Source organism: Acinetobacter sp. Marseille-Q1623, from assembly GCF_902809895.1.
GTDB lineage: Bacteria > Pseudomonadota > Gammaproteobacteria > Pseudomonadales > Moraxellaceae > Acinetobacter > Acinetobacter piscicola_A.
Genome location: NZ_CADDWG010000001.1, coordinates 2,409,102 through 2,432,985, shown reverse-complemented (window position 1 = coordinate 2,432,985; position 23,884 = coordinate 2,409,102). Strand labels below are relative to the sequence as shown.

Sequence of the window (23,884 nt, the reverse complement as noted above, 5' to 3'; positions counted from 1 at the left end):
TTATTTTTAATCGTTTTATTGTTTTTATGCACTTTTTTTGTGCAAAAAATATTATTTTTTATTTTTGAATCAAGGTTTCTAGGGTCTTAACTTGTGCTTGTAAGGCTGTTAAACGGGTATTGGCATTTTGTAGTGCAGTTTTTTGGCGTTCTAATTCATCTTTTGAGACCAGATCCATTTTACTGACAGTTTCATTGAGTAATGCACGTAAATTGTGCTCTAAATCTTTCTTGGGTTGATCAATTTGTTCCAAAATTGCCTGTAATAGTGTTTCAATCATTTTAATGTCCAAAAAATAGTGAGATTGGTTTAGTTTAACATTGCTTTGAAATAGACCCTAGTGTTAACTGAATAGTATCGAGTGAATTAATAATAAAATACAAAAAATCAATCGCAAATATAAAATTTTTAAAGTGAAAACTACAAGAAAATGTATAAAATAAGGTACAAGGCGATTTCTGACAAAATCACTTAACACTCCCCAACCGTTAAGTAATTTTGGCATGAAAATTGAACATAAAACCTTACTGGTGATAAAAGCCGAAGGAAAACAACATGAAACTCGTAACAGCAATTGTAAAACCATTCAAATTAGATGATGTCCGTGAAGCATTGTCAGAAATTGGCGTTCAAGGGATTACCGTCACAGAAGTGAAAGGTTTTGGTCGTCAAAAAGGTCACACTGAACTTTATCGTGGTGCTGAATATGTCGTTGATTTTTTACCAAAAGTGAAAATTGAAATTGCAATCAGTGACGAAATGGTAGATTCAGTGATCGAATCAATTACACGTGTTGCAAGCACTGGGAAAATTGGTGATGGGAAAATTTTTGTCACTAATCTAGAACAAGTCATTCGTATTCGTACAGGTGAAACTGGTGCGGATGCTGTTTAATTTGGCATGAAGTTTGCTGAGTAACAGATAACTCAGAAAAACTTGGTTGGGGGATACGAATGAAAAAAATGCTACTTGCGCTCAGCCTGTCTGGCGCACTTCTTGGTGGATCAGTTGCGTGGGCTGAAGAAAGCGTAACTGAACCCACTGCTACAGCAGTCACAGCATCAAGTGCTGCTACGCCAACATCTATATCAACAACAGAAAGTACACCTGTTGCTGCTCCAGCAGTAAAAGAAGAACCAACGTTAAATACGGGTGATACGGCTTGGATTTTGGTTTCAACTGCTTTGGTTTTGCTGATGACGATTCCTGGTCTCGCATTATTCTACGGCGGTATGGTACGTAAAAAAAATGTCCTAAGTACCATGGCACACAGCTTACTTGCTGCTGCAATTGTGAGTATTGTTTGGGTGGTCGTTGGCTATACCTTAGCCTTTAGTGGTGGTAATGCCTTTATTGGTAATCTAGATAAACTCATGCTTTCAGGTATCACAACCGATGCACTCAGTGGAACGATTCCTGAAATTCTTTTTGTTATTTTTCAAATGACCTTTGCCATTATTACTGTGGCGATTATCAGCGGTTCTATCGCTGAACGTATGAAATTTAGTGCTTATATTGCATTTATTACAATTTGGGTCGTGATTGTGTATGCCCCTATTGCCCATTGGGTATGGGGTGGTGGTTGGTTAATGAATGATGGTGCACTTGATTTTGCAGGCGGTACGGTGGTGCATATCAATTCAGGTGTAGCAGGCTTAGTTACCGCATATTTATTGGGTAAACGTATTGGGCTTGGTAAAGAGTCAATGGCGCCACATAATCTAACTTTAACCGTGCTTGGTGCAAGTTTGGTTTGGGTCGGTTGGTTCGGTTTCAATGGTGGGTCTGCTTTAGGTGCAAACGGCTCAGCAGCCTATGCTTTAATGACCACACAAATTGCCGCAGCCGCAGCAGCAATTTCATGGTTATTGGTTGAGAAAGTGGTACGTGGGAAAGCATCTGTATTGGGTGCTGCATCAGGTGCAGTTGCAGGTCTAGTGGTCATCACTCCAGCGGCAGGTTTTGTCACTGTTGGTGGTGCTTTGATTATGGGCTTGATTGGTGGTGTGGTTTGTTTCTGGGGAATCTCTGGTCTTAAACGTATCCTTAAAGCAGATGACTCTTTAGATGCATTTGGTCTACATGGTGTGGGCGGTATTGTTGGTGCCATTCTAACAGCGGTATTTGCAAGTGAATTTATCATGGGTGAAAAAGCTCCAACTGACATGATGCATCAAATTTGGGTACAAGTTGAAGGTGTGCTTGCAACAATTGCATATTCTGCGGTTATGACTTTTATCATCTTGAAAGTGATTGATTTGGTGATTGGTATCCGTGTTGGTACAGATGATGAGCGTATGGGACTTGATTTAAGTCAACATGGCGAGCGTATCGAATAAGACTAATCATAGAATTACATCTAAAGCAGTACTATATATTGTGGAAAACAGCTCAATTGGGCTGTTTTTTTTCTATATATTGCGTAAAGCTCAACAACAATCCTTTTTTTTGATACACTAAAGCAAATCTTACAAATGTGTTCAATTAAATCATTATGCATTGTCCATTTTGCAACGCCGCAGATAGTAAAGTGATCGACTCACGTTTGGCAGCTGAAGGTTGCCAAATTCGTAGACGCCGTGAATGTATTAAATGTGCAGAACGATTTACCACTTTTGAAACCTATGAAGTGGTGATGCCAAGGGTAAATAAGTCTGATGGTAAAAGTGAACCTTTTGATGAGTCAAAACTACGTCGCTCACTGATGCATGCACTTCAAAAACGTCCCGTCACGCAAGAACAAATTGAAACCGTACTCAGTGATATTCAACTCAAAATTCGCCGTTTGGGTGAGCGAGATGTACGTTCACGGACGATCGGGGAAATTGTGATGCAGTCTTTGTTTGCATTAGATCATGTGGCATATGTGCGTTTTGCTTCGGTGTATCAAGATTTCCAAGACGTTGAAGCTTTTCGCCGTCAGATTGAATTGATGCAACACCGTGATCAAGAAAAGCAAGATTGATACGGAATATCTGAGAAAATTATGAGCCTTACCTCTTTTGAGCAAGATGCACAGCATCAATATTGGATGCGACAAGCCATTGCATTGGCACAACAGGGTCAATATTCCACACGTCCAAATCCGAATGTCGGTTGTGTCATTGTGAAAGATGGCAAAGTGGTTGGAACAGGTTTTCACCCCAAAGCAGGTCAACCCCATGCAGAAGTTTTTGCGTTACGTGAAGCAGGGCAATTAGCACAAGGTTCAACAGCTTATGTGACCTTAGAACCTTGTGCGCATTATGGTCGTACACCACCTTGTGCCAAAGGTTTGGTGGAGGCAGGTGTAGCGCATGTGGTGGTGGCATGTTCTGACCCGAACCCGTTGGTGTCAGGGAAGGGGGTGCAAATTTTAAAAGAGGCAGGCATTCACGTTGAAGTTGGGGTCTGTGAACCAGAAGCTGCCGTTTTAAATAAAGGCTTTTTAAAAGCGATGGCGAGTGATATGCCTTATGTGCGTTTAAAAGTCGCTTCTAGTCTAGATGGGCGTACAGCGATGGCATCGGGTGAGTCAAAATGGATTACAGGTCATGAAGCACGTCAAGATGTGCAGCATTGGCGTGCCATTTCGGGTGCTGTGATCACAGGTATTGAAACCATTTTAGCCGATGATCCACAACTTAATGTACGTCAGTTAGTGGATGTTAATCTTGATGATATCGTGCAACCACAACGGGTTGTTTTAGACCGTCAAGGGCGTTTGCCGTTGGATGCACAGATTCTCAAGCACCCTGAAACTGTCATGGTCATGGGGCCATTTCGTCAGGAACTAGCCCAATTGGGTGTGACACAATTGGAAATTCAGTCTTTGTCGGCGTTACTCAGAACACTGAAAGATTTTCAAATTTATGATGTGATGGTTGAAGCAGGTGCAACACTTTCGACCGCTTTTTTACAAGAAAATTTAGTCGATGAAGTGATTAGCTATGTTGCACCAACATTTTTAGGTCAATCCGCACGTGCCATGTTCAATGCTAATTTTGAACAGATGTCACAACAACTTCGTTTTAAACTTGAGGATGTGATCCCATTAGGACAAGACATCCGCTTAAGATTAACTCCTTTGCAAGAGTCAGTATGAATTCAGAGACTTCTTCGGTATATCACAAACGTCGTCACGCCGCCCGTACGACAGATGAATATCTTTTCAATCAGCTTGTACCTTATTTGGGGAACAAGCGCCGATTGTTACATCTGATTTTAGAAGCATTGGAGCAGACAGGGACATTACACCATAAAGGAAAACGTGCTCCAATTTTTGCTGACTTTTTTGCAGGAAGTGGTGTGGTGTCGCGTTTAGCGCGACAAAATGGTTACCGTGTGATTGCAAATGATTGGGAACCTTATAGCCACGCCTTAAATCATGCACTTTTAGCATGTACAGATGCGCCCGCATTTAAGGAATTGGGGGGGTATCAAAAAGCGATAGACTATTTGAACCGGTTGCCTGAAGTCAAAGGTTGGGTAACCCATAATCTATGTCCACGTAATGATGAGATTTATGATCCTAGTCGTGACCGTTTATTCTTTAAACGTCGTAATGGGATGCGAATAGATGCCATTCGTCAGCAAATTGCGACATGGCAAGCGCAAGGTGCAATTGATGATGTGGAAATGAGTGCTTTGCTTGCACCTTTATTATACTCAGCAAGTTTTGTCAGTAATACCAGTGGCGTATTTAAAAGCTTTCATCATGGTTGGGGTGGACGTACACAGTCAGCTTTAGAGCGGATTGAGTCTTTACTTTGGTTGATGCCAAGCCGTTTTTGTGACATTGGGGCAGATGCGAAACAAAGTACACCCATGGCAGAAATGTGGTGTGTCGATGCACAGCATTTAGCCAATCAAATGAGTGGCTTTGAAGTGGATGTTGCGTATCTTGACCCGCCGTATAATCAGCATGCATATAGTAGTAATTATCATGTTTTAAACTCTTTAACCTTGTGGGATCAAGTGGATATTCCAACACCTGATACCAAGGGATTTAAGAGCGGGATTGACCGAGCATGGCGTAAAGAGCGCCCAAGTCCTTATAATTCTTCTAAACATGCACAAGAAGCGTATGAAAAATTATTGTCGACGATTAATGCTCGTTATATTTTAACCAGTTATTCAACGGATGGTAATATCGAAGTTAAAGACTTGCTCGAAGCCAATTTAAAACGTGGCAAAGTGTCGCTTTTGACTCAAGATGTACCCCGTTATCGAGTGAGTAAGCAACGTCAGTCAGAGCGTGCACGTGTCTTAGAGTTTATTGTGATTACCGATACGCATGCTAAATCAGGCCCACCACTGCGCCAACTCTTAGGTCAGCTTTATCATTTCGCTGAATTGGGCGGAGTAGATACGTCAGGTGTTTGTACGCAACTGGATTTGTGGTAAGGCGAAATAAAACAGATGCTTAAAAATAGCATCTTTTTTAGTGCTGAAAATACCATGGAATTGTTGGCATCATTGAATCGCGCTCAGCTTTGTTATGATCTGTATATAACAACTTTTAAATGCGCATTGGGCAAGAAGCGTGATAAAGAAAAGATCGAATTACACGACGTTCTTGCATAGAATAGCATTGCAACCCAAAAACAAAGGTGAAATATGTTTACAGGCATTATTGAAAGTTTAGGTCAAGTAGAAAGTTTGCAAAGCGTAGGCGGTGATGTGCGTTTACGTATTCATACCGACTTAGATATGTCTGATGTACATTTAGGCGATTCAATTGCAACCAATGGAATTTGTCTCACCGTGATTGATTGGGGTGAAAATTGGTATGCGGCTGACGTTTCACGGGAAAGCTTAAACCGTTCGACTTTGGCAGATTGGAAAGTTGGGCAGGTGGTCAATGTTGAAAAAGCCATGTTGCCTACCACACGTTTTGGTGGGCATATTGTCAGTGGGCATGTGGATGTGGTCGGTGAGATTACGGTTGTTCGTTCAGATGCGCGTTCATTATATTTTGAAGTCACTGCCCCTGTTGAAATTGCGAAATATTTAGCAGAAAAAGGCTCCATTACTGTCGATGGTATTAGCTTAACGATTAATCATTTACGTGGAAATATTCTGAGTTTAAATTTGATCCCTCATACGGCAGAACGTACCAACATTGGGACATGGAAAGTCGGAACAAAAGTCAACTTAGAGGTAGATATTTTAGCACGTTATATTGAGCGTTTATTACTTGGTGATAAAGCGGCTGAAGTGAAAACTGAGTCAAAACTCAGTATGGAATTTTTAGCACAAAATGGCTTTTTAAAATAGGCGAGTGTAGCTTGAGAAATCAAAAGTCTAATTTATTTTAGGCTTTTTTTTATTTACATCATGAAACTAGACGAATATATTGCAATGACTTTATTAACAGGAGAATAGAGTATTGCTTGATTTTTTGATGCATATAGAACAATTATTGCCTGTATTACTTGATCAATATGGTTTATGGATTTATGCCATTTTATTTCTGATTATTTTTGCAGAAACTGGCTCAGTCTTTATGTTTTTTTTGCCAGGCGATAGTTTGCTCATTGCCATTGGCGCATTGTGCTCAACGGCTGAAGCGGTGCATTTGGGCTATATGGCAATTTTGCTGATCATTGCTTCAATTTTAGGTTATATCGTGAATTACTATACAGGGCGAGCACTCGGATTTCGTTTTTTTAACAAGCATCCTAAAGTTTTCAAACCTGATTATATTGAAAAAACCAATGCTTATTTTCTAAAACATGGCGGTAAGACCATCATGATGGCACGTTTTATTCCTTTTGTGCGTTCATCTGCACCATTTGCCGCAGGTGCAGGGCATATGAAGATGAGTAATTTTATGTTTTATAATGTCTTAGGCGGGGTTTTTTGGATTGGTATTTTATTGGGAATTGGTTATGGGACAGGGAATTTGATTTCTTACACAGTTGATTTATTTTAATAAAACTGCATGCTTTTAAAATGATGAAGATAAAAAACCAAGCCTATTTGAATTGAACTTGGTCTATGAAATAATTTTAAAAATAAAAATCAATGTTTGGTAATGGTGATTTCTGTAGGCTGGAACCATTGTTTTTTCGGGAGATCTTGCTCGATTGAAAAAATTCCTTTTTCAGATTCAAGACTTAAAAATACAGAAATTGAATGAAAGTCTGCACGACTGATCAATAAGTCCTGCGCGGAAAGCGTCCATTTTTCACCTGAATCAAGAACTGCAATTTGCTCAGAGATTTGATCTAACATATCCATTTTATGTTCCTAGTCATGCAATTTTGAAGAATTCAAAAATTGTTTTGATCATCAAAAGATTAAAACATGACTATGATGTGACACTTTCATGTCAATTTAATGACATCTTAAATCACAAAAAATACTAAGGTTATCCGTTATTCTTCTTTAGAGAATTGTGAATTTTTCAAAATGTAGGCAATTTCTTCATCTGAGGCTGCTTTAAGTTTAGCTCTAAAGTCTTGAACCGCTTTTTCAATCCAGGTTTCTGCTTCAAGTTCCAAACGTAAGCGCACACTTTCTAGTTCAGACATGATTTGATGGTCTGCAATTTTAAAATGATTATTTGCATAATCTGTCGCAGGTGTATTGGGATTTTTGGTATAGCGTTCAGTATGTTTTGAAATCTCAGAAAGAATGTCTTCACGTAAAGCAGCAAGAGAAACAGTTTGCTGTTGATATTGGCGTATTTCATCATCTAACAGTTGCTGATTATATTGCTTTTGTAGTGCTCTTTTTTCAGCTAAAGATTTTTCTAAAGCCAATTGTTTACGAACACGTGCCTCTTCGATCAGTTGAGCTTTGAGATCTGCATAAGCTTGTTCAACTTTAAGCTGTGCGACTTGCATGGCACGTTTGTCATTGTCCATCCATGCTTGGAGATTTGACTCAGGACTTAACAAATCACAAATGCGATTGAGATCATCTAGATAGGTTTGGCGTACAGCCTCAGGTGCGTCTAGCCAACGCTGTTTAAAATCTTGACCTACATTCAATGCCACCATGCATCTCCTTTTGAGATTTGAAAATACTTTTAGAGTTTAAATGTTTGAGGAGAGAAACCTAAACGTCGGTATGTTTTGTATTTTTCACGACCGATTTGTTTAGCAGGCTCATCATTTTCAACAATTTCAATAATGTGACTAAATTGTGCAGCTTGTTCAAGTGCTTGATTGTTAAAATTAAACACAATCCATTCAGATGCATTGGGTAAATGAGCAGAAATACAGATGGGTGCTGTTTCTTGATCAATCCCATGTGCGAGGAAGCTACTTGCATCAAATTCCCATAGTAAATCATCAAGTTGCTGCTGTATTTCGAGATCAGGACAATGAATCCAAATTTTGGCATGTTGCTTTGAAATCTTGCGGCAGAGACGACAAGTGCTTTGCACTCGTCGTTCTGGGCTTTTTTCAAACAGATAAAAGCTAATTTTAGCCATGGGTTTTCGCACGATTGGCAATGAATTGCATGAGCAATGGTACAGGACGCCCTGTAGAGCCTTTCGCTGCACCTGATAACCATGCTGTTCCTGCCACATCTAAATGTGCCCAACGGTATTCACGTGTGAAACGTTGTAAGAAGCATGCTGCTAAAATTGCGCCTGCTTGAGGACCTGCACCACTGATATTGCCAATGTCTGCAAAGTTTGAATCGAGCATTTCTTGATAATCGTCAATGACAGGAAGTCGCCATACACGGTCAAAGCTTTCCTCACCTGCAACATTGATTTCTTGTGCAAGTTCATCATCTGGCGTAAATAAACCACTGAGTACTTTACCAAGTGCAACTACACAAGCGCCTGTCAATGTCGCAATATCAATCACCACTGCAGGATTAAAACGTTTGACGTAGGTCAGCGTGTCACACAATACCAAACGACCTTCTGCATCGGTATTTAAAATTTCAACAGTCTGTCCACTCATTGTGGTGACAATATCACCCGGACGGGTTGCATGACCTGATGGCATATTTTCAGCAGCAGCAATCGTACCCACCACATGGATCGGTAAGTTGGCTTCACATAAAGCGCGTAATGTACCAAGTACAGAGGCTGCACCGCACATATCAAACTTCATTTCATCCATGCCGATACCAGGTTTAAGCGAAATACCGCCAGTATCAAAAGTAATCCCTTTACCGACTAAGACCACAGGGGCTTGATCTGGATTGGCTTTATATTCAAGGGTAATGACTCGTCCTGGGCGTTCTGAACCTTTGCTGACAGCAAGGAATGAATGCATGCCTAAATCAGCCAACTGCTGTTCTTCGAGTACTGTTACTTTTAAAACATCAGGGAATTCAGCAGCAAGCGCGCGTGCTTGATCTGCTAAATATTCAGGAAAACAGATATTTGCAGGGCAGTTGCCTAAGTCACGTGCAAAGTTTTGACCTTGTTGCACTGCTTCAATCAAACTGATTTGTGCTGCATCAAGGCTAGTTTGTGCAGCAACAAGTTCAACATCAGTGAGCAGAAATTCATTCTTTTTGCTTTTGAATTCATCATAACCATATGCAGCTTGCGTTAAACTTAAAGCAAAGAGGTAATGTAATTCAGCAGGTAAAGCCGAAATATCAATACTGATTTGTTTGAATTTTTTTTGTGACGCTTTGATAATGATTTGTGAGATTTTTGCTAATTTTGCAGCTTTTAACTCACTTGCTTGACCAACTCCGACTAAAATGCTGTAAGCATTTTGTGTCACTTGACCAACCAGTGTTAACGTTTCCGCAACACTTGCTTTAAATTGTGTTGCGTTAATTGCAGTATCTAAATCTTTGATTTGATAGTTAGAATGTACTTCTGCTAAGTGGTCTGAACTTGCCAAAATAAAAAGTGCTTGGCTTGATGCACTGCTTGTTGCTGAAGTATGGATGTTTAATTTCATATGCGATCTATATGCCTTTAGAGACGTTTGAAAACATTAAACCATTGAAACACTACCAATGATAGAATTTCAATGTGGTTTTATATTTTTAACATTCGGGTAAAATACTAAAACGCATATTCCCCAACTCACTTTGGAAGATTCCCTTGATTATAAGACGTTATCTCGTCAAACAAGTTGTTTCAACATCTTTGGTTGTTGTTGCACTGCTCACACTCATTATGATGGGTGGACGTTTGATCAAGTATTTTGGTGTCGCAGCTCAAGGGCGCTTAGATGCCACGATTTTATTTAGCATTATTGGCTATCGCTTACCTGAATTTTTGACTTTAATTTTGCCGCTTGGCTTTTTTATTGGCTTAATGCTGGTCTTTGGTCGGCTCTATGTAGATCATGAAATGGCGGTTTTAAACGGAAGTGGGGTCAGTAAAATCCAACTTGCACGTTTACTTATTCCATTAACTGTGGTGTATTTGGTGGTGCAAAGTGTGTTGATGATTTGGATGTCACCTTGGGGTATTCGTGAATATGAAAAATTAGTATCAACCCAAGCAGTGCGAACAGGTTTTGACTTGGTTCGACCCAAAGAATTTATTTCTTCAGGTCCTTATACCATCTATGCAGGTTCTTTATCTGATGATCGTAAAAATTTAAAAGATATTTTCTTTTATCAGCGAGCGGAAAAAGCAGGTAAACCTGATGTGATGATTTTGGCAAAAGAAGCCACTCGTGTTGAAGTTGCTGATGATACGGCGAATGTTGTAGACCTATTGCAAGGTCGCCGTTACGAAATTTATCCAGGTCGGCCTGAATATACCCAAGCTGAGTTTCAGTCTTATCGTTTACGTTTAGAAAATGACAAAGAAGCCAAATTTGAAAGTAATGAAGTAGAAGCTTTGCCATTTTCTAAGTTACTCAAAAATACTGCCGACCCTGTGATAAGTAGTGAGTTGGGGTGGCGGATTTTTGTACCTTTTAGCATGATTGTGGCATTGATGTTAGCAACAGCATTGTCAGAAGTGAGTCCACGTCAAGGGCGTTATTTAAAACTCTTTCCAGCATTGTTGATTTTTGCCAGTTTAATTGTCGCACTCATGGCGATTAAAACCCGCATCAGTAAAGATGAAATCGGCATGTGGGCATATCCTGCGGTATTGTTATTCTATGCAATTGCTGCTGCATTATTTTCCCGTAAGCAAAAGTTAGCACCTAAAATCAAAAAACAAATTCAGCGAGTGAAATCATAATGTTAGCACGTAAAATTGTCGCCAAGCATGTGGTCAATACAACAGCACTCGCAATGTTGGGTGCAACAGCAGTATTATCGATCTTGCAAATTCTATTTACTTATTTAGGTGAATTGGGAGAGTTAAAAGACGGTTATAGCGCTTGGAATGCTTTCCAGTATGTGATGTGGGGCGCACCGAAATACCTTTATGAGATTCTCCCTATTTCTGCTTTGATTGGTGCGGTTTTGGGGTTAGGCACATTAGCATCGAATAGTGAATTGATTGTAATGCGTGCTTCAGGAATTAGTCTGTGGCGTATTGTGGGTTGGGTCATGCGATCAGCCATGCTATTGGTTGTACTTTCTTTTATCTTGAGCCAATTTGTTGTGCCTTATACCAACGAACAAGCGAAAAGTATCAAAAGTAAACAAAGTGTTGCAGCTTTAGGTGAAGTTAAAGGTTATTGGACACGAGAAGGGCAGCGTTTTATTTATATTGACTATGCCAACTCAAAAGGTAATTTAAAGCAAGTCCAAGTTGTTGACTTTGATCAAGATTATCGTATGAAATCGCTTTTAAATGCTGAACAAGGTAATTTTGTTGAAAATGGTCAATGGAACCTCAGCCAAGCGACACAAGTAAATTTACAATCAGATGGCCGAGCAACCTTGAACCGTGATCGCCAGCATAATTTGGCTTTAGCATTACAACCCAAATATGTGCATATGGTGACGATTGATCCTGAAGATTTATCACCTAGCCAATTGGTCAGCTTTATGCGCTATATGGATCAATATAGCCAAGTGCCCAAAACATATTTATTGGCATTTTGGCAAAATGTTGGTTCGCCGTTTGCTTTGTTAGCACTGGTTTTGATTGCTTGTTCATTTATTTTTGGACCATTACGTCAGCAGTCTATGGGCTTTCGTTTAGTGATTGCTCTATTTGTTGGACTTGGTTTTTACTATATTCAAGACTTTTTAGGTTATGCGAGTTTGGTCTATTCACCATCTCCTGCATGGTTTGTATTCGTACCAATCGTACTGATGTTTGGTGTGGGTAGTTATTTATTATATCGAGCGAGATAGTAATCTTTCTCATTTGAAATACTGATGGTACTTATAAATGAATACCATCAGCAGCACATAGAGTCTTATCTCAAAAAAAGGTAAGATATGACGATTAATTTGTAAACAGAAAAGAGTGTAAATCATGACGGATGCAACTGCTGGCAAAATCCCTCACGTTCTTGTGATCATGGACGGTGTGGGTCATCGTGAAGCGGTCGAAGATAATGCGTTTTTAGCAGCAAAAACGCCAAATCTAACCATGATGCAAGACAAGCATCCGCATAGTTTAATTTCAGGCTCTGGTGAAGATGTCGGTCTACCTGATGGTCAAATGGGTAACTCTGAAGTCGGTCACATGAACTTGGGTGCAGGTCGTGTGTTGTATCAAGACTTTACCCGTATTACCAAAGATATTCGTGATGGTGCTTTTTTTGAGCATGAAGTTCTTGTCGATGCTGTAGAAAAAGCCAAAGCAGCGAATGGGGCAGTGCACATCATGGGTTTATTGTCACAAGGTGGTGTGCATTCACATGAAGATCATATCGTGGCAATGTGCGAGTTAGCATTGAAACGTGGTGCTAAAGTGTATTTACATGCCTTCCTTGATGGACGTGATACACCGCCACGTAGTGCACAGCCTTCATTGGAAAAACTGGATGCTTTATTTGCACAATATCCAAATCAAGGTCGTATTGCCACCATGATTGGTCGTTATTTTGCCATGGATCGTGACAACCGTTGGGAGCGAGTTGAACAAGCTTACCGTTTAATGACCGAAGGCGAAGCGCTTCGTGTTGTTGACTCTGCGGTTGAAGGCTTGGAACAAGCGTATGCAGCCAATGAAAATGATGAATTTGTGAAAGCGACTCGCATTGGTGAAATTGCCAAAGTTTCAGATGGTGACAGCATTGTGTTTATGAATTTCCGTGCTGACCGTGCACGTGAAATCACCAAAGCCTTTGTTGAAAAAGACTTTGCAGGTTTTGAACGTAAAGTTGTACCAAATCTGTCTAAATTTGTCATGTTGACACGCTATCAGGCAACGATTGATGCACCTGTTGCGTATATGCCTGAAGAACTTAAAAATTCAATTGGTGAATACTTATCTTCATTGGGAAAAACCCAATTACGTATTGCTGAAACTGAAAAATATGCACATGTAACATTCTTCTTTAGTGGTGGTCGTGAAGATGAATATCCAGGTGAAAAGCGTATTTTGATTCCATCACCAAAAGTTGCAACCTATGACTTACAGCCAGAAATGAGTGCGCCTGAGGTTACAGAACAATTGGTTGCTGCGATTAATTCAGGTGAATATGACTTATTGGTGGTGAACTATGCCAATGGTGATATGGTCGGTCATACAGGTGTATTCGATGCCGCTGTAAAAGCAGTAGAGGCTGTAGATACAAGTTTAGGGCGTTTGTATGAAGCAGTGATGGCAAAACATGGGCATATGATTATTACTGCCGATCATGGTAATGTAGAACAAATGCAAGACTATGTCAGTGGTCAGGTTCATACTCAACATACCACTGAATTAGTTCCATTTATCTATGTTGGCCCAACTTCAGCTACAATTGCAGAAGGTGGTGTGTTGGCAGATGTTGCTCCAACATTGTTGAATCTCATGAATATTCCTGTACCTAAAGAAATGCAGGGACGTAATTTAATTACGCTAAATCCATAAAACCAAAAAGGTGAGTGAATGGCTCAAGCTTGGAAATACATTGCTGTTTTAACAGGGTTAATTGCCAGTGGAAGCCATTCTGTTTGGGCTGCGGAGCAATCCGCAGTGCTCGATTTTGATGATGAAATGGAGCAAAGTACAGCCGAAGTCCCCATAGAGTCTATTGAACAATTTGTGCAAATTTATGGCATTGTCAAAGACAATTATGTACAAGAAAAACCTGATGATTTTTTATTTTTACAAGCAATTAAAGGCTTGGTGAGTGGGTTAGATCGCTATTCACGTTATTTAAGTCCAGAAGACTATAAGCAGTTGATGCAATATACTGAAGCAGATTTGGCAACAGTGGATTTTAAACTGGTTTTTGATACACATATGCATCAGTGGCAAATCAGCCAGTTAAAAGAAAATTCAGACGCAGCAAAACAAGGCTTAAAAGAAGGCTTCACTGTTTTTAAAATTGATAATCAAGAGCTAAAAAATTTAAATGCAGAACAAGTTGAAGACTTGTTACATGGCTCAATTGGTTCGAGTTTTCAATTACAACTCAACCCGAAAAGCCCTGCGATTACGTTATTACGCAATAAGAAACTAGAAATTGCAGATATTGAGCCTGTGTTATTACACAATCAAGTCTTGGTTTTAAAAGTTAAAGTATTTCAGCAAGATACCGCAAATGAAATCAAGCGTCTCTTAGAAGAATATAGCGCAGCACGGATTAAAGCGGTATTGATTGACCTACGTAATAATCCAGGTGGATTATTATCATCTGCTGTTGAAACAGCAGATTTATTTTTAAATCAAGGAACGATTGTTTCAACCAAAAGCCGTTCCGAAGGTAATCAACAATTTCAAGCTTTACCCGGCAATGAGTTTACCCAACTTAAAATGGGGATTTTAATTAATAATCGCTCAGCATCGGCAGCAGAAGTATTTACTGCTGCGATGAAAGACCATCAACGTGCGTGGGTGATGGGTGAGAAAAGTTATGGTAAAGGGGTGGTACAAAAGCTTTTTCCATTACCGAATGGTGCAGCCTTACAAATGACGGTATCACATTATTTCACGCCTAAGGACACGAAAATTGATGGCTTAGGGATCACACCAAATCAAGAGTATCCTTGGCATTTAGAAATGAAAGAAGATACATATTTAAATAATGTCTCTGAACTTTTGTTGAAACATCGTGATTGATGGAAATAGGCTACAGAAACTAAAAACAATTCAATCTTTATGTTCAGTGTGCACAGCCTATATGTCAAAAACTTATAAAATTTTGAGTTAGCCTGAGTGCAAATCTCTTTACGCTCAGTCTAATCTGAGGGTGCTGTGGATGTTTAACCCACGATCACAATGTAAGTCTGATAGATGATTAATCTCAGATATTAAGATTAATCATCATCACTGTCTAAGCCAAACTTTTTCAAGCGATAGCGCAAAGAGCGGAATGTCATACCGAGTTTTTTGGCGGCTAAGGTTCTGTTCCAATGGGTTTGATTTAAAGCATTTAATAACACTTCTTTTTCCACTTTTTCTAAGTATTGTTCTAAGCCTTCAGTGGGGATCTTCCCAGATGCTTCTTGTGAATTTGTTGAGTTTTCATAACTGATGCCCGTATCTGATTTTTCCACATTAAAATTACGTTTCTGTGAATATTGCAAATGCTCAATACAGATCAGGTGCCCATCACTTAAGGTAATTGCACGTTCAATCATATTGCGTAGTTCACGAACATTGCCTAAAAAGGGTTGCGATTGTAAAAAGCGTTTGCCATCTTCAGACAGTTCTTTATTGGCAATATCCCATTCCAAACAGATATTGTGTATAAAATGTTCTGCTAAAATGAGAATATCTTTGCCCCTTTCACGCAGGGGAGCTAAGTGTAAGTCCATGACATGGATACGGAAAAATAGATCTTGTCTAAATTTACCTTGTTGCACGCGTTCTTCAAGATTTTGATTGGTTGCGCTGATGATGCGAAAATCTACATCGATTTCTTGTTCGCTGCCTAGTGGACGAATTTTCTTTTCTTGTAAGGCGCGTAATAGTTTGGTCTGTGTATTTAAGGATAGTTCCGCAATTTCATCTAAAAATAGACACCCCCCATTAGCCGATTGAATTAACCCCTGTTTATCTTGGGTCGCTCCTGTAAAACTATGACTGACGTAGCCGAAAAGTTCTCGGTCGATGAGTTCTTCAGAAATAGCACCACAGTTAATGACCACAAATGGGCTATCACTGCGATTACTCAGTTTATGAATCAAATTTGCAACGACTTCTTTGCCTGTGCCTGATTCACCTGAAATAAAAACAGGGGCTTGTGAGCGAGCGACTTTTTTAAGGGTTTCCTTCAACTTTAACATGGGCTTAGATTCGCCAATGAGAAGTTGATGCTCTAGTTGCAAATTTTCCTCACTATAATCGATTAAAGGCACGTGCAAGGCTTTGGTGAGCAGTTGGTGTAAATGCTGTTGATTAATCGGTTTATTCACGAAATCAAATGCACCTGCTTTGAGTGAGGCGATTGCAATTTCCATATTGCCATAGGCTGTGAGTACCGCAATGGGTACTTTTGGATAATGCTGTGTCACGTGCTTAACCAACTCTAAACCACTTCCATCAGGTAGGTTTAAATCGGTAATACAGGCATTGTAGTTGTGCTCACTAAAGAACAATTTGGCTTGCTGTAGATGATGTGCAATATGGGTTTTGATGCCCATGCGCGCTAATGTCATTTGCATGAGTACACATAAATCGTGCTCATCATCCACAAGTAGAACTAATGGTTGTCGTGTGGTCATATCCCCAATAACCTAAATTAAATTTTCAATGGGCACTCTATTCGGAAACATGCCCCTTTTTGTTTTTGCTCTATATACATCAACTTGGCTTGGTTTGCTTCACAAATACTCTGCGATAAGTATAAGCCAAGTCCTGTGCCATTGATTTCAGTCGTAAAAAAGGGTTGAAACAATTGTGCAAGATTCTGTCTTGCAATCCCTTCACCGAAGTCTATCACATCAATATACAGATGTTGAGCCTCAGCATGTACTAGAATTTGGATAAAATCAGCATCATGGGCATTATGTCGTATCGCATTACGAACGAGGTTAATCAAAACTTGTCTTAACTGTGATTCATCAAACTGAATCATATAATTTTGCGGCAGGCTTAACGCAATTTGATTTTTTACATCTGCTAAGTCATTGATGAATAAATCTTTAAAAAAAATGTTAAGTTGAATATCGGACATTATGGTTTTTTTATTTTTTGCCATATCTAAGGTTTGTTGAATAATTTGGTTAATACGTTGACTTTGTCGTTCAATCATTGCATTCAGCATTTGGCGTTGCTCAAGATCTGCATCTAAACTTAATTCATTGGCTTGGGCAATCGCGGCTAAGGGATTACGAATTTCATGGGCAATACTTGCAGAGAGTTGTCCAAGAGAAGCCAATTTGAGTTGTTGCACTTTTTGATTTATTTTTTGTGAATCTTCTAAGGTCAACAGCGTTAATGCTTGATATGGCACAATGAGTTTTTGCACTCGAATATCCACGGTATAATGACTTTGATTCGATTGAAATTGGAAACGTTGTCCTTCTTCCAAAGTTTTGATCTGTAGTAGATCAAATAGCTCTTTTTGAAACTTGACCAATGAATACTGTTCATTTGCATAAGCATATAATGGGGCGATGCCTAATAATGAACATGCCGCAGGATTACAAACCACAATGCGATAATTTTCGTCTAAAACCAAATAGCCGAGTTCAATTTGTTCTAAAATATAACGGTTAATATTTTGCAGTTTTAATAATTCTAAAGACTGCAATGAGTTAATAGTTTCTAATACTCTAAAGCGCTGAATCGAGACTTGCCCAATACCATAGACGAGAAAGAATAGAAAAGCTAACAGTGCACTATTGCTAATATTATTCAGGTTAGATACATCAAATAATGAGCCAACAAACTGTTGATAAATAACAGCAATAACAGAAACAAGTGTCACAATCAGTGCTTCATTTTTTTTCAATAAAAAATTGGCTGAAAAAACCATGATGACAAATAACAAACTGATTGAAAGACTAGGGCCACCTAAAGAAAAAGTCAGCGTACTTAAAAATATAATATCGACGAGAAAAATTGCAAAAAGCTGCTCAGATATATATCGAGTAAAAAATTTCAGAGAGAGTAATTGTAGAAAACTCAGAAAGCCAAAAATAATTAAGCTATCAAAATACAATTTACTATGTAGGTAGTTGATTCCATTATGTTCAGATGTGAACAAAAAAATAATGATTAAACAAAAAGATAAAGTAAATCTATAAACTGAATATAATGTGCCTAACCGATAAATAGTTTGTTGAAGTGAATTGGATACCGCAGGCCACATCGTATTCATTTTTATACCAAATTTATGGTTTGATTAAACCATAGCGTATTGCTAAATGTGTGAGCTTAACATCACTATCAATACCTAATTTTTCAAAAATACGATAACGATAAGTATTCACAGTTTTGACACTGACAAAAAGTTTATCTGAAATTTCTTGCGCACTGATACAGTTGACAACCATCATTGCCACCTGCATTTCACGTTCAGATAAGGCATCGAAAGGTGAGCTTTGATTGTCGGATAAATACGAACTCGCCAATTGCTCAGCAATATCGGCACTAAAATATTTACCGCCTTGCATGACTTTATTGATGGCACGTACCATTTCAGAGATTGGTGCACCTTTGGTGATATAGCCACGCGCGCCTGCTTTTAACAATAAAGAAGGATAGGGTTCTTCAGCTAAGCCACTTACAGCAAGAACTTTGGTTTCGGGTGCTGTTTGTAATAAACGACGCGTTGTTTCAACACCACCAATACCAGGCATGTTAACATCTAATAAAACCACATTCGGATGCTGCTGTCTGACGATAGCAATGGCTTCTTCACCAGATTCAGCCTGACCAATCACTTGAATATCTGCTTGGTCTTCAAGCATACGGCAGATACCTGTACGTACTAATTCATGGTCGTCTACCACTAAAACCGTGATCACTAAGACCTCCTTATACTTTCAAAAAAGCAACTTTTTTGTTACACAAAGCAAAAAGTACTTGCAATGTCATAACAAAATTAGCAATGCTATTCCTAATCTTTCTTAAGCTTTTATGCACAATGGTGTAGCTAATTTGATTATTCAATATTAGTCATGTTTGAGTATAAATGTAAGTCATAATTGAGGTAATTAGCAATAGTGCAAAAAACCTCCCTGAATGAGTAAGTTACCGTGATAAAGTCAAAAAAAACGTTAATGCATGCCCTGTCTGCAGCAGTGCTACTCAGTTTGAGTTCAGCCAGTTTTGCAGAGCTTGTAATGAATTCTTCGGGGGGAACGCAACGTGCTGCAATGAGCTGGTCAGCTGATGATGCAAGTCAGTTACTCAATGGTGATGTCTCCATCAGCGAAGATGGTGATGAGCCATCACCTGCTGGTTCTGTGACCTTTTTATCTGCACCCGCAACAAAATCATATGGTTCACCTACGGCTGCACCTGTACCACAAACTGTACAAATCAGTGATACCAATCGCTATCTAAACCAACCTTCGGTCAGTGCGCGTGCAGCACTGGTTATGGATGCCAATACAGGCGAAGTGTTATATAGTAAAAATACCAATGCTGCATTGCCGATTGCTTCTATTACTAAGTTAATGACCGCAGTGGTGACAGCAGATGCACATTTAAATATGTCAGAAGACATTATGTTGCAATCCATCGACTTTGCTGGAGCAGGTGGTAAAAATTCAAGTTCAACTTTAAAAGTTGGCGATACCATGAACCGTGCAGAAATGTTACTGGTTGCCTTGATGAAATCTGAAAATCCAGCAGCAGCAGCTTTAGCGCGGACTTATCCTGGTGGTCGTTCTGCATTTATTGCAGCAATGAATGCAAAAGCTCGTCAATTGGGCATGCATTCAACGCATTATACAGAGTCTACAGGTTTAGACCCTCGTAATGTTTCATCTGCTCGTGATTTGGGTATTTTGGTGAGTGCAGCTTCACAATACGGTTTGATTCGTCAATTCTCTACTACAGCACATTATGACTTTAATCTTGGTTATCGTATTTTAAAATCTAACAATACCAATGCAATGGTGCGTAATGGTGGTTGGAACATTAATATTTCAAAAACAGGTTATATTAATGAAGCAGGGCGTTGCGTTGTGATGCATACGACTGTAAATAATCGTCCTGCTGTTGTGGTCTTGTTGGGTGCAAGCACTTCGCAATCCCGTACGAATGATGCAACCAATTTATTAAATTGGGTGAGTAATTTACCAAAACGTATCTAATCATGAGATATGAAAAGGCTCCTACTAAATGGAGCTTTTTATTATGAGCGAATAGCATTAATTTTCAGATCATAAAAAACCTGCACTTGGCAGGTTTTTTTATGATCTATTCAAATTTTACATATTTGAAAGAATAGAATCACGAACTTGATTCAGTTCAGCATCAATAGATAACATGACTGCATCAGCACATTGTTTGATGGCTGTATCAGGGTCTTTTAAGCCGTTACCTGTTACAGTACATACGATCACAGAACCTTCAGCAATTTTACCTGCTTTAATGTCACGGATCGCACCACCGATAGATGCAGCAGAAGCAGGTTCAACGAATACACCTTCATACATAGAAAGTAAACGTTGTGCTTCTAAAATTTCAGCATCTGTTAATTCATCAAACCAACCATTTGAATCACGAACGACTGCTTTAGCATGGTTAAAGCTTTGTGGATTACCAATACGGATTGCAGTAGCAACAGTTTCAGGGTTTTCTACAGGACCACCACGTAAGAATGGTGCAGCGCCAGATGCTTGGTAACCAACCATGATTGGGCGACCTTCTGGGTTTGGACCTGTAAATTTGTCAGTTTCAGCGTCATAAACCACTTGCTCAAACTCTTCTGCTGGCTGATCAGCAACTGCTTCGGTATAACCCATCCAGTGTGCAGTGATGTTCCCTGCGTTACCAACTGGCAAGCAGTGATAATCAGGTGCACGACCCAAAGCTTCTACGATTTCGTAAGCAATAGTTTTTTGACCTTGTAAACGGTAAGGGTTGATTGAGTTTACAATTGTTACAGGTGCTTGGTCTGCAACTTCTTTAACAAGACGCATACCATCATCGAAGTTACCATGAATTTGTAAAGTCACAGCACCATACATCATGGATTGCGCCATTTTACCCATCGCAATTTTGCCTTCTGGGATTAAAACAAACGCTTTGATGCCTGCACGTGCAGCATAAGCGGCAGCAGCAGCAGAGGTATTACCTGTAGATGCACAGATGATTGCTTTAGAGCCTTCTTCTACAGCTTTTGTTACAGCCATGGTCATACCACGGTCTTTAAATGAACCAGTCGGGTTTAAGCCCTCATACTTCACATAAATTTCAACATTTTTACCAATAAGACGTGGGATATTGTCTAATTTAATGAGTGGAGTATTCCCTTCATTTAAAGAGATAGCACGTGTAGTTTTAGATACTGGTAAGCGGTCACGATAGCGATCAACAAGTCCTGTATAGCGATTTGCATTAGACATGAGGGTGTTCCAAGTGTTATGTAGAGCAAATAGAGATATTTGTTAACTTTCCTAAATTACGCATTTCCAATGAATTTATTCGCGTAATCACTCCCCTTAGCATAAATAAGAGGAGTTTAGGAAAATTTAAACCCGATTAGTTATCAAGCAATTCTAAACGAATTCGTACGATTTCGCCATGAATCACAGGTAAAGCTTGAATTTGAGATAAAGCTTCGTTCATTTTTGATTCAACGACTGGATCAGTTAAAATCACAATAGGAATCAAATCTTTTAAGCGCGGTTGCTGCATGATGGCATCAATACTGATCCCTGCACGGCTGAGAATGGTCGTAACATCAGCAAGTACGCCTGTTTGGTCTTCAGCATTGATACGGATATAGTAACCCGTTGTCATTTCGTCACTTTCTAAAATTGGTAGGTCTGAAAGTGCCTCAAATGCCAGTTGTGGAATCGTTCCTGCGCCATCTTCTGTATAAATAATGTCACGAACAATATCAACCACGTCAGCAATGACAGCAGACGCAGTAGGACCCGCACCTGCACCTGCACCGTAGTACAGTGTTGGACCAACAGCATTGGCTTGTACCAAGACTGCATTTTTCACACCATTTACATTGGCAATCAATTCTTCTTCAGGAATTAAGGTTGGGTGAACACGCAGTTCAATGCCTTTTGCTGAACGGCGAGCAATACCTAAATGTTTAATACGATAACCGAGTTCTTCAGCATATTTGACATCTTGTGCTGTGATTTTAGTAATCCCTTCGGTATACACTTTGTCAAATTGTAATGGAATACCAAAGGCACAAGACGCAAGAATAGTCAGTTTATGTGCAGCATCAATTCCTTCAACATCAAATGTTGGATCTGCTTCAGCATAACCGAGCTCTTGTGCTTCTTTCAGTACATCATCAAACGCACGACCTTTTTCACTCATTTCAGTCAGAATGAAGTTGCCTGTACCGTTAATAATGCCTGCGAGCCAGTCAATTTTGTTGGCTGCCAAACCTTCACGAATCACTTTGATGATTGGAATACCGCCAGCAACTGCAGCTTCATACGCGATTTGTACATGATGGTCATCGGCTGCTTTAAAGAGCTCATTACCATGTTCTGCAAGCAAGGCTTTATTGGCAGTGACCACTTGTTTACCATGTTTAATGGCTTCCATAATCACTTCATAAGCAGGATGAATACCACCCATGACTTCAACAACAACATCAACATCAGGTTGACGAACGATATCAAGGAGATCCGAGCTTTGTTTGACGCTCGCAGGTAAGTTTAGATCTGGGCGTGGGCGACGTGTTCCCACATAGGTAATTTCAATTTCACGACCGGTGCGACGTCTAATTTCAGCAGCGTTTTCTTGTAATAGTTTAAGGGCACCACCACCTACGGTTCCAAGACCGAGTATTGCCAGACGTACTGGTTTCACGTCACACTCCAAAATATATAAAAATTTTATTCGCCTTAGATCATAGCTAAAAAATGCGTCAGACTCTAGAGGCTGACGCATCTTTATATTTTGCTATAAAAAATAGTAAATTAACTTATAAATATAGGTTATTTAAGGCGTGCAGCTAGATCATCAGCCGTCATATATGCACCGATATGTTCACCTTCAGCATTGTAGATTGCAGGTGTGCCATTTACGCCCATTTTTAAGCCAAGTTCATATTGTGCACGAACTGGATTTTGGCAGCTTGCAGGTGGAAGTTGTACGCCTGCAATGGCTTGGTCAAAGGCTTCTTGGCGGTTGGCACTACACCACACACTTTCCATCGCAGGCATAAACTGTTCACCACGTGGCCAAGCGATATAACGGACTTCAATGCCTTTGGCATTAATTTCAGGAATTTGCTCATGTAGTTTATGGCAGTATGGGCAGCTTGCATCGGTAAAGACATAGATCACATGTTTGGTTTTGCCTTTAGCAGGGTAGACCAATAAGTCTTCAGTTTTTAATTGTGTTAAATACTTTTTATTTTCCGCCGCTTGTAATGAGTCACCAATACTGCTGAGTTCTTTACCCCCCAAACGGATCACATCACCTTGGATTAAATATTTACCATCACCTGTGGCATAGACTGAACTCATACCTTCTAGACTCACCCAATATAAATTAGGCATCTCAGTGGGTTTTACATCTAAAATTTTGGCATTAATGTTGGCTTTCTTTAAATGTCCTTGTAGCGTTTGGATTAAGCGTTGCTGTGCATTACGTTCAGTCAAATTTGATGCTTCGCCCGTCGCAGGTGCAGTCGCTGTCAAAGTATCATCTTTTTTTGCATCAGGAGATTTAGAGCAAGCGCTGAGTGTAAGGCCACTCGCAAGCATACAAGCAAGCATTAATTTTGAACGTTTTAGTTGCATAAATAACTCTTTTGTTTGTTCAGCGTGATTTTTAGAAATA

General features: G+C 39.6%; 23 protein-coding genes. 12 read left to right on the top strand and 11 right to left on the bottom strand.

From position 1 onward, the window contains the following. Positions 1 to 58: 58 nt before the first annotated feature. Positions 59 to 280 (bottom strand): accessory factor UbiK family protein, encoded by a 222-nt coding sequence (locus HUV91_RS11630; RefSeq protein WP_130074478.1) that lies wholly within the window; start codon positions 278 to 280, stop codon positions 59 to 61. A 275-nt stretch (positions 281 to 555) separates the two neighbouring features. On the opposite strand from HUV91_RS11630, the gene glnK reads away from it, so the two are divergent. The 7 genes from glnK (at position 556) to HUV91_RS11595 (ending at position 6,916) form a co-directional block, all read left to right on the top strand. Next, positions 556 to 894: a P-II family nitrogen regulator gene (glnK, locus tag HUV91_RS11625; protein WP_004650081.1), complete on the top strand. Its 339-nt coding sequence runs from the start codon at positions 556 to 558 to the stop codon at positions 892 to 894. A 59-nt stretch (positions 895 to 953) separates the two neighbouring features. Beyond that, entirely contained in the window at positions 954 to 2,339 is a 1,386-nt protein-coding gene (locus tag HUV91_RS11620; protein WP_174493453.1) for an ammonium transporter, read from the top strand. A gap of 155 nt (positions 2,340 to 2,494) precedes the next feature. Then, a complete protein-coding gene (gene nrdR / locus HUV91_RS11615) occupies positions 2,495 to 2,965 on the top strand; it encodes a transcriptional regulator NrdR (RefSeq protein ID WP_065995122.1) in 471 nt (156 codons plus the stop codon). A 21-nt stretch (positions 2,966 to 2,986) separates the two neighbouring features. Continuing rightward, positions 2,987 to 4,084 (top strand): bifunctional diaminohydroxyphosphoribosylaminopyrimidine deaminase/5-amino-6-(5-phosphoribosylamino)uracil reductase RibD, encoded by a 1,098-nt coding sequence (ribD, locus tag HUV91_RS11610; protein WP_174493452.1) that lies wholly within the window; start codon positions 2,987 to 2,989, stop codon positions 4,082 to 4,084. Then, positions 4,081 to 5,385 (top strand): DNA adenine methylase, encoded by a 1,305-nt coding sequence (locus HUV91_RS11605; protein ID WP_130074481.1) that lies wholly within the window; start codon positions 4,081 to 4,083, stop codon positions 5,383 to 5,385. The genes ribD and HUV91_RS11605 overlap by 4 nt, the downstream gene beginning before the upstream one ends. Before the next feature lie 213 nt (positions 5,386 to 5,598). Continuing rightward, positions 5,599 to 6,258 carry a riboflavin synthase gene (locus HUV91_RS11600; protein ID WP_130074482.1) on the top strand — a complete coding sequence of 220 codons (660 nt, stop codon included), beginning with the start codon at positions 5,599 to 5,601 and terminating at the stop codon, positions 6,256 to 6,258. A 112-nt stretch (positions 6,259 to 6,370) separates the two neighbouring features. Then, a complete protein-coding gene (locus HUV91_RS11595; protein WP_130074483.1) occupies positions 6,371 to 6,916 on the top strand; it encodes a VTT domain-containing protein in 546 nt (181 codons plus the stop codon). An 89-nt stretch (positions 6,917 to 7,005) separates the two neighbouring features. On the opposite strand, the gene HUV91_RS11590 is transcribed toward HUV91_RS11595, so the two are convergent. The 4 genes from HUV91_RS11590 to HUV91_RS11575 all read right to left on the bottom strand — a co-directional run bounded on the left by HUV91_RS11590 (position 7,006) and on the right by HUV91_RS11575 (position 9,872). After that, a complete protein-coding gene (locus HUV91_RS11590) occupies positions 7,006 to 7,224 on the bottom strand; it encodes a hypothetical protein (RefSeq protein WP_174493451.1) in 219 nt (72 codons plus the stop codon). 137 nt (positions 7,225 to 7,361) lie between these two features. Beyond that, positions 7,362 to 7,988: a hypothetical protein gene (locus tag HUV91_RS11585; RefSeq protein ID WP_218946242.1), complete on the bottom strand. Its 627-nt coding sequence runs from the start codon at positions 7,986 to 7,988 to the stop codon at positions 7,362 to 7,364. A 29-nt stretch (positions 7,989 to 8,017) separates the two neighbouring features. Then, positions 8,018 to 8,425 carry a DNA polymerase III subunit chi gene (locus tag HUV91_RS11580; protein WP_130074485.1) on the bottom strand — a complete coding sequence of 136 codons (408 nt, stop codon included), beginning with the start codon at positions 8,423 to 8,425 and terminating at the stop codon, positions 8,018 to 8,020. After that, complete coding sequence (locus tag HUV91_RS11575; RefSeq protein WP_174493450.1) at positions 8,418 to 9,872, bottom strand: leucyl aminopeptidase; 1,455 nt, start codon at positions 9,870 to 9,872, stop codon at positions 8,418 to 8,420. The genes HUV91_RS11580 and HUV91_RS11575 overlap by 8 nt, the downstream gene beginning before the upstream one ends. A gap of 146 nt (positions 9,873 to 10,018) precedes the next feature. On the opposite strand from HUV91_RS11575, the gene lptF reads away from it, so the two are divergent. The 4 genes from lptF to HUV91_RS11555 all read left to right on the top strand — a co-directional run bounded on the left by lptF (position 10,019) and on the right by HUV91_RS11555 (position 15,055). Further along, a complete protein-coding gene (gene lptF, locus HUV91_RS11570) occupies positions 10,019 to 11,119 on the top strand; it encodes an LPS export ABC transporter permease LptF (RefSeq protein WP_130074487.1) in 1,101 nt (366 codons plus the stop codon). Beyond that, positions 11,119 to 12,189 carry an LPS export ABC transporter permease LptG gene (gene lptG, locus HUV91_RS11565; protein WP_174493449.1) on the top strand — a complete coding sequence of 357 codons (1,071 nt, stop codon included), beginning with the start codon at positions 11,119 to 11,121 and terminating at the stop codon, positions 12,187 to 12,189. The genes lptF and lptG overlap by 1 nt, the downstream gene beginning before the upstream one ends. 124 nt (positions 12,190 to 12,313) lie before the next feature. Further along, positions 12,314 to 13,861, top strand: a complete 1,548-nt coding sequence (gpmI, locus tag HUV91_RS11560; RefSeq protein ID WP_174493448.1) for a 2,3-bisphosphoglycerate-independent phosphoglycerate mutase — start codon at positions 12,314 to 12,316, stop codon at positions 13,859 to 13,861. Between the two features lie 18 nt (positions 13,862 to 13,879). Further along, positions 13,880 to 15,055: a S41 family peptidase gene (locus tag HUV91_RS11555; protein ID WP_130074490.1), complete on the top strand. Its 1,176-nt coding sequence runs from the start codon at positions 13,880 to 13,882 to the stop codon at positions 15,053 to 15,055. A 197-nt stretch (positions 15,056 to 15,252) separates the two neighbouring features. On the opposite strand, the gene HUV91_RS11550 is transcribed toward HUV91_RS11555, so the two are convergent. Genes HUV91_RS11550 through HUV91_RS11540 form a run of 3 tightly spaced genes read right to left on the bottom strand, consistent with a single transcriptional unit; the run spans position 15,253 to position 18,912 of the window. After that, positions 15,253 to 16,662, bottom strand: coding sequence for a sigma-54-dependent transcriptional regulator (locus HUV91_RS11550; protein WP_174493447.1), 1,410 nt, complete (start codon positions 16,660 to 16,662; stop codon positions 15,253 to 15,255). 17 nt (positions 16,663 to 16,679) lie between these two features. Then, a complete protein-coding gene (locus HUV91_RS11545) occupies positions 16,680 to 18,254 on the bottom strand; it encodes a sensor histidine kinase (protein ID WP_174493642.1) in 1,575 nt (524 codons plus the stop codon). A 22-nt stretch (positions 18,255 to 18,276) separates the two neighbouring features. After that, entirely contained in the window at positions 18,277 to 18,912 is a 636-nt protein-coding gene (locus HUV91_RS11540) for a response regulator (RefSeq protein WP_130074492.1), read from the bottom strand. Between the two features lie 231 nt (positions 18,913 to 19,143). Between HUV91_RS11540 and HUV91_RS11535 the strand changes: the two genes are divergently transcribed. Then, positions 19,144 to 20,208, top strand: coding sequence for a D-alanyl-D-alanine endopeptidase (locus HUV91_RS11535; protein ID WP_130074493.1), 1,065 nt, complete (start codon positions 19,144 to 19,146; stop codon positions 20,206 to 20,208). Between the two features lie 117 nt (positions 20,209 to 20,325). Here HUV91_RS11535 and thrC read toward each other — a convergent pair whose 3' ends face one another. The 3 genes from thrC to HUV91_RS11520 form a co-directional block, all read right to left on the bottom strand. Next, positions 20,326 to 21,465 carry a threonine synthase gene (thrC, locus tag HUV91_RS11530; RefSeq protein ID WP_107008527.1) on the bottom strand — a complete coding sequence of 380 codons (1,140 nt, stop codon included), beginning with the start codon at positions 21,463 to 21,465 and terminating at the stop codon, positions 20,326 to 20,328. Between the two features lie 136 nt (positions 21,466 to 21,601). After that, on the bottom strand, positions 21,602 to 22,906 hold the full coding sequence (locus HUV91_RS11525) for a homoserine dehydrogenase (RefSeq protein ID WP_107008526.1): 1,305 nt from the start codon (positions 22,904 to 22,906) through the stop codon (positions 21,602 to 21,604). Positions 22,907 to 23,034: 128 nt separating this feature from the next. Then, positions 23,035 to 23,844 (bottom strand): DsbC family protein, encoded by an 810-nt coding sequence (locus tag HUV91_RS11520; RefSeq protein WP_130074494.1) that lies wholly within the window; start codon positions 23,842 to 23,844, stop codon positions 23,035 to 23,037. Positions 23,845 to 23,884: the final 40 nt, after the last annotated feature.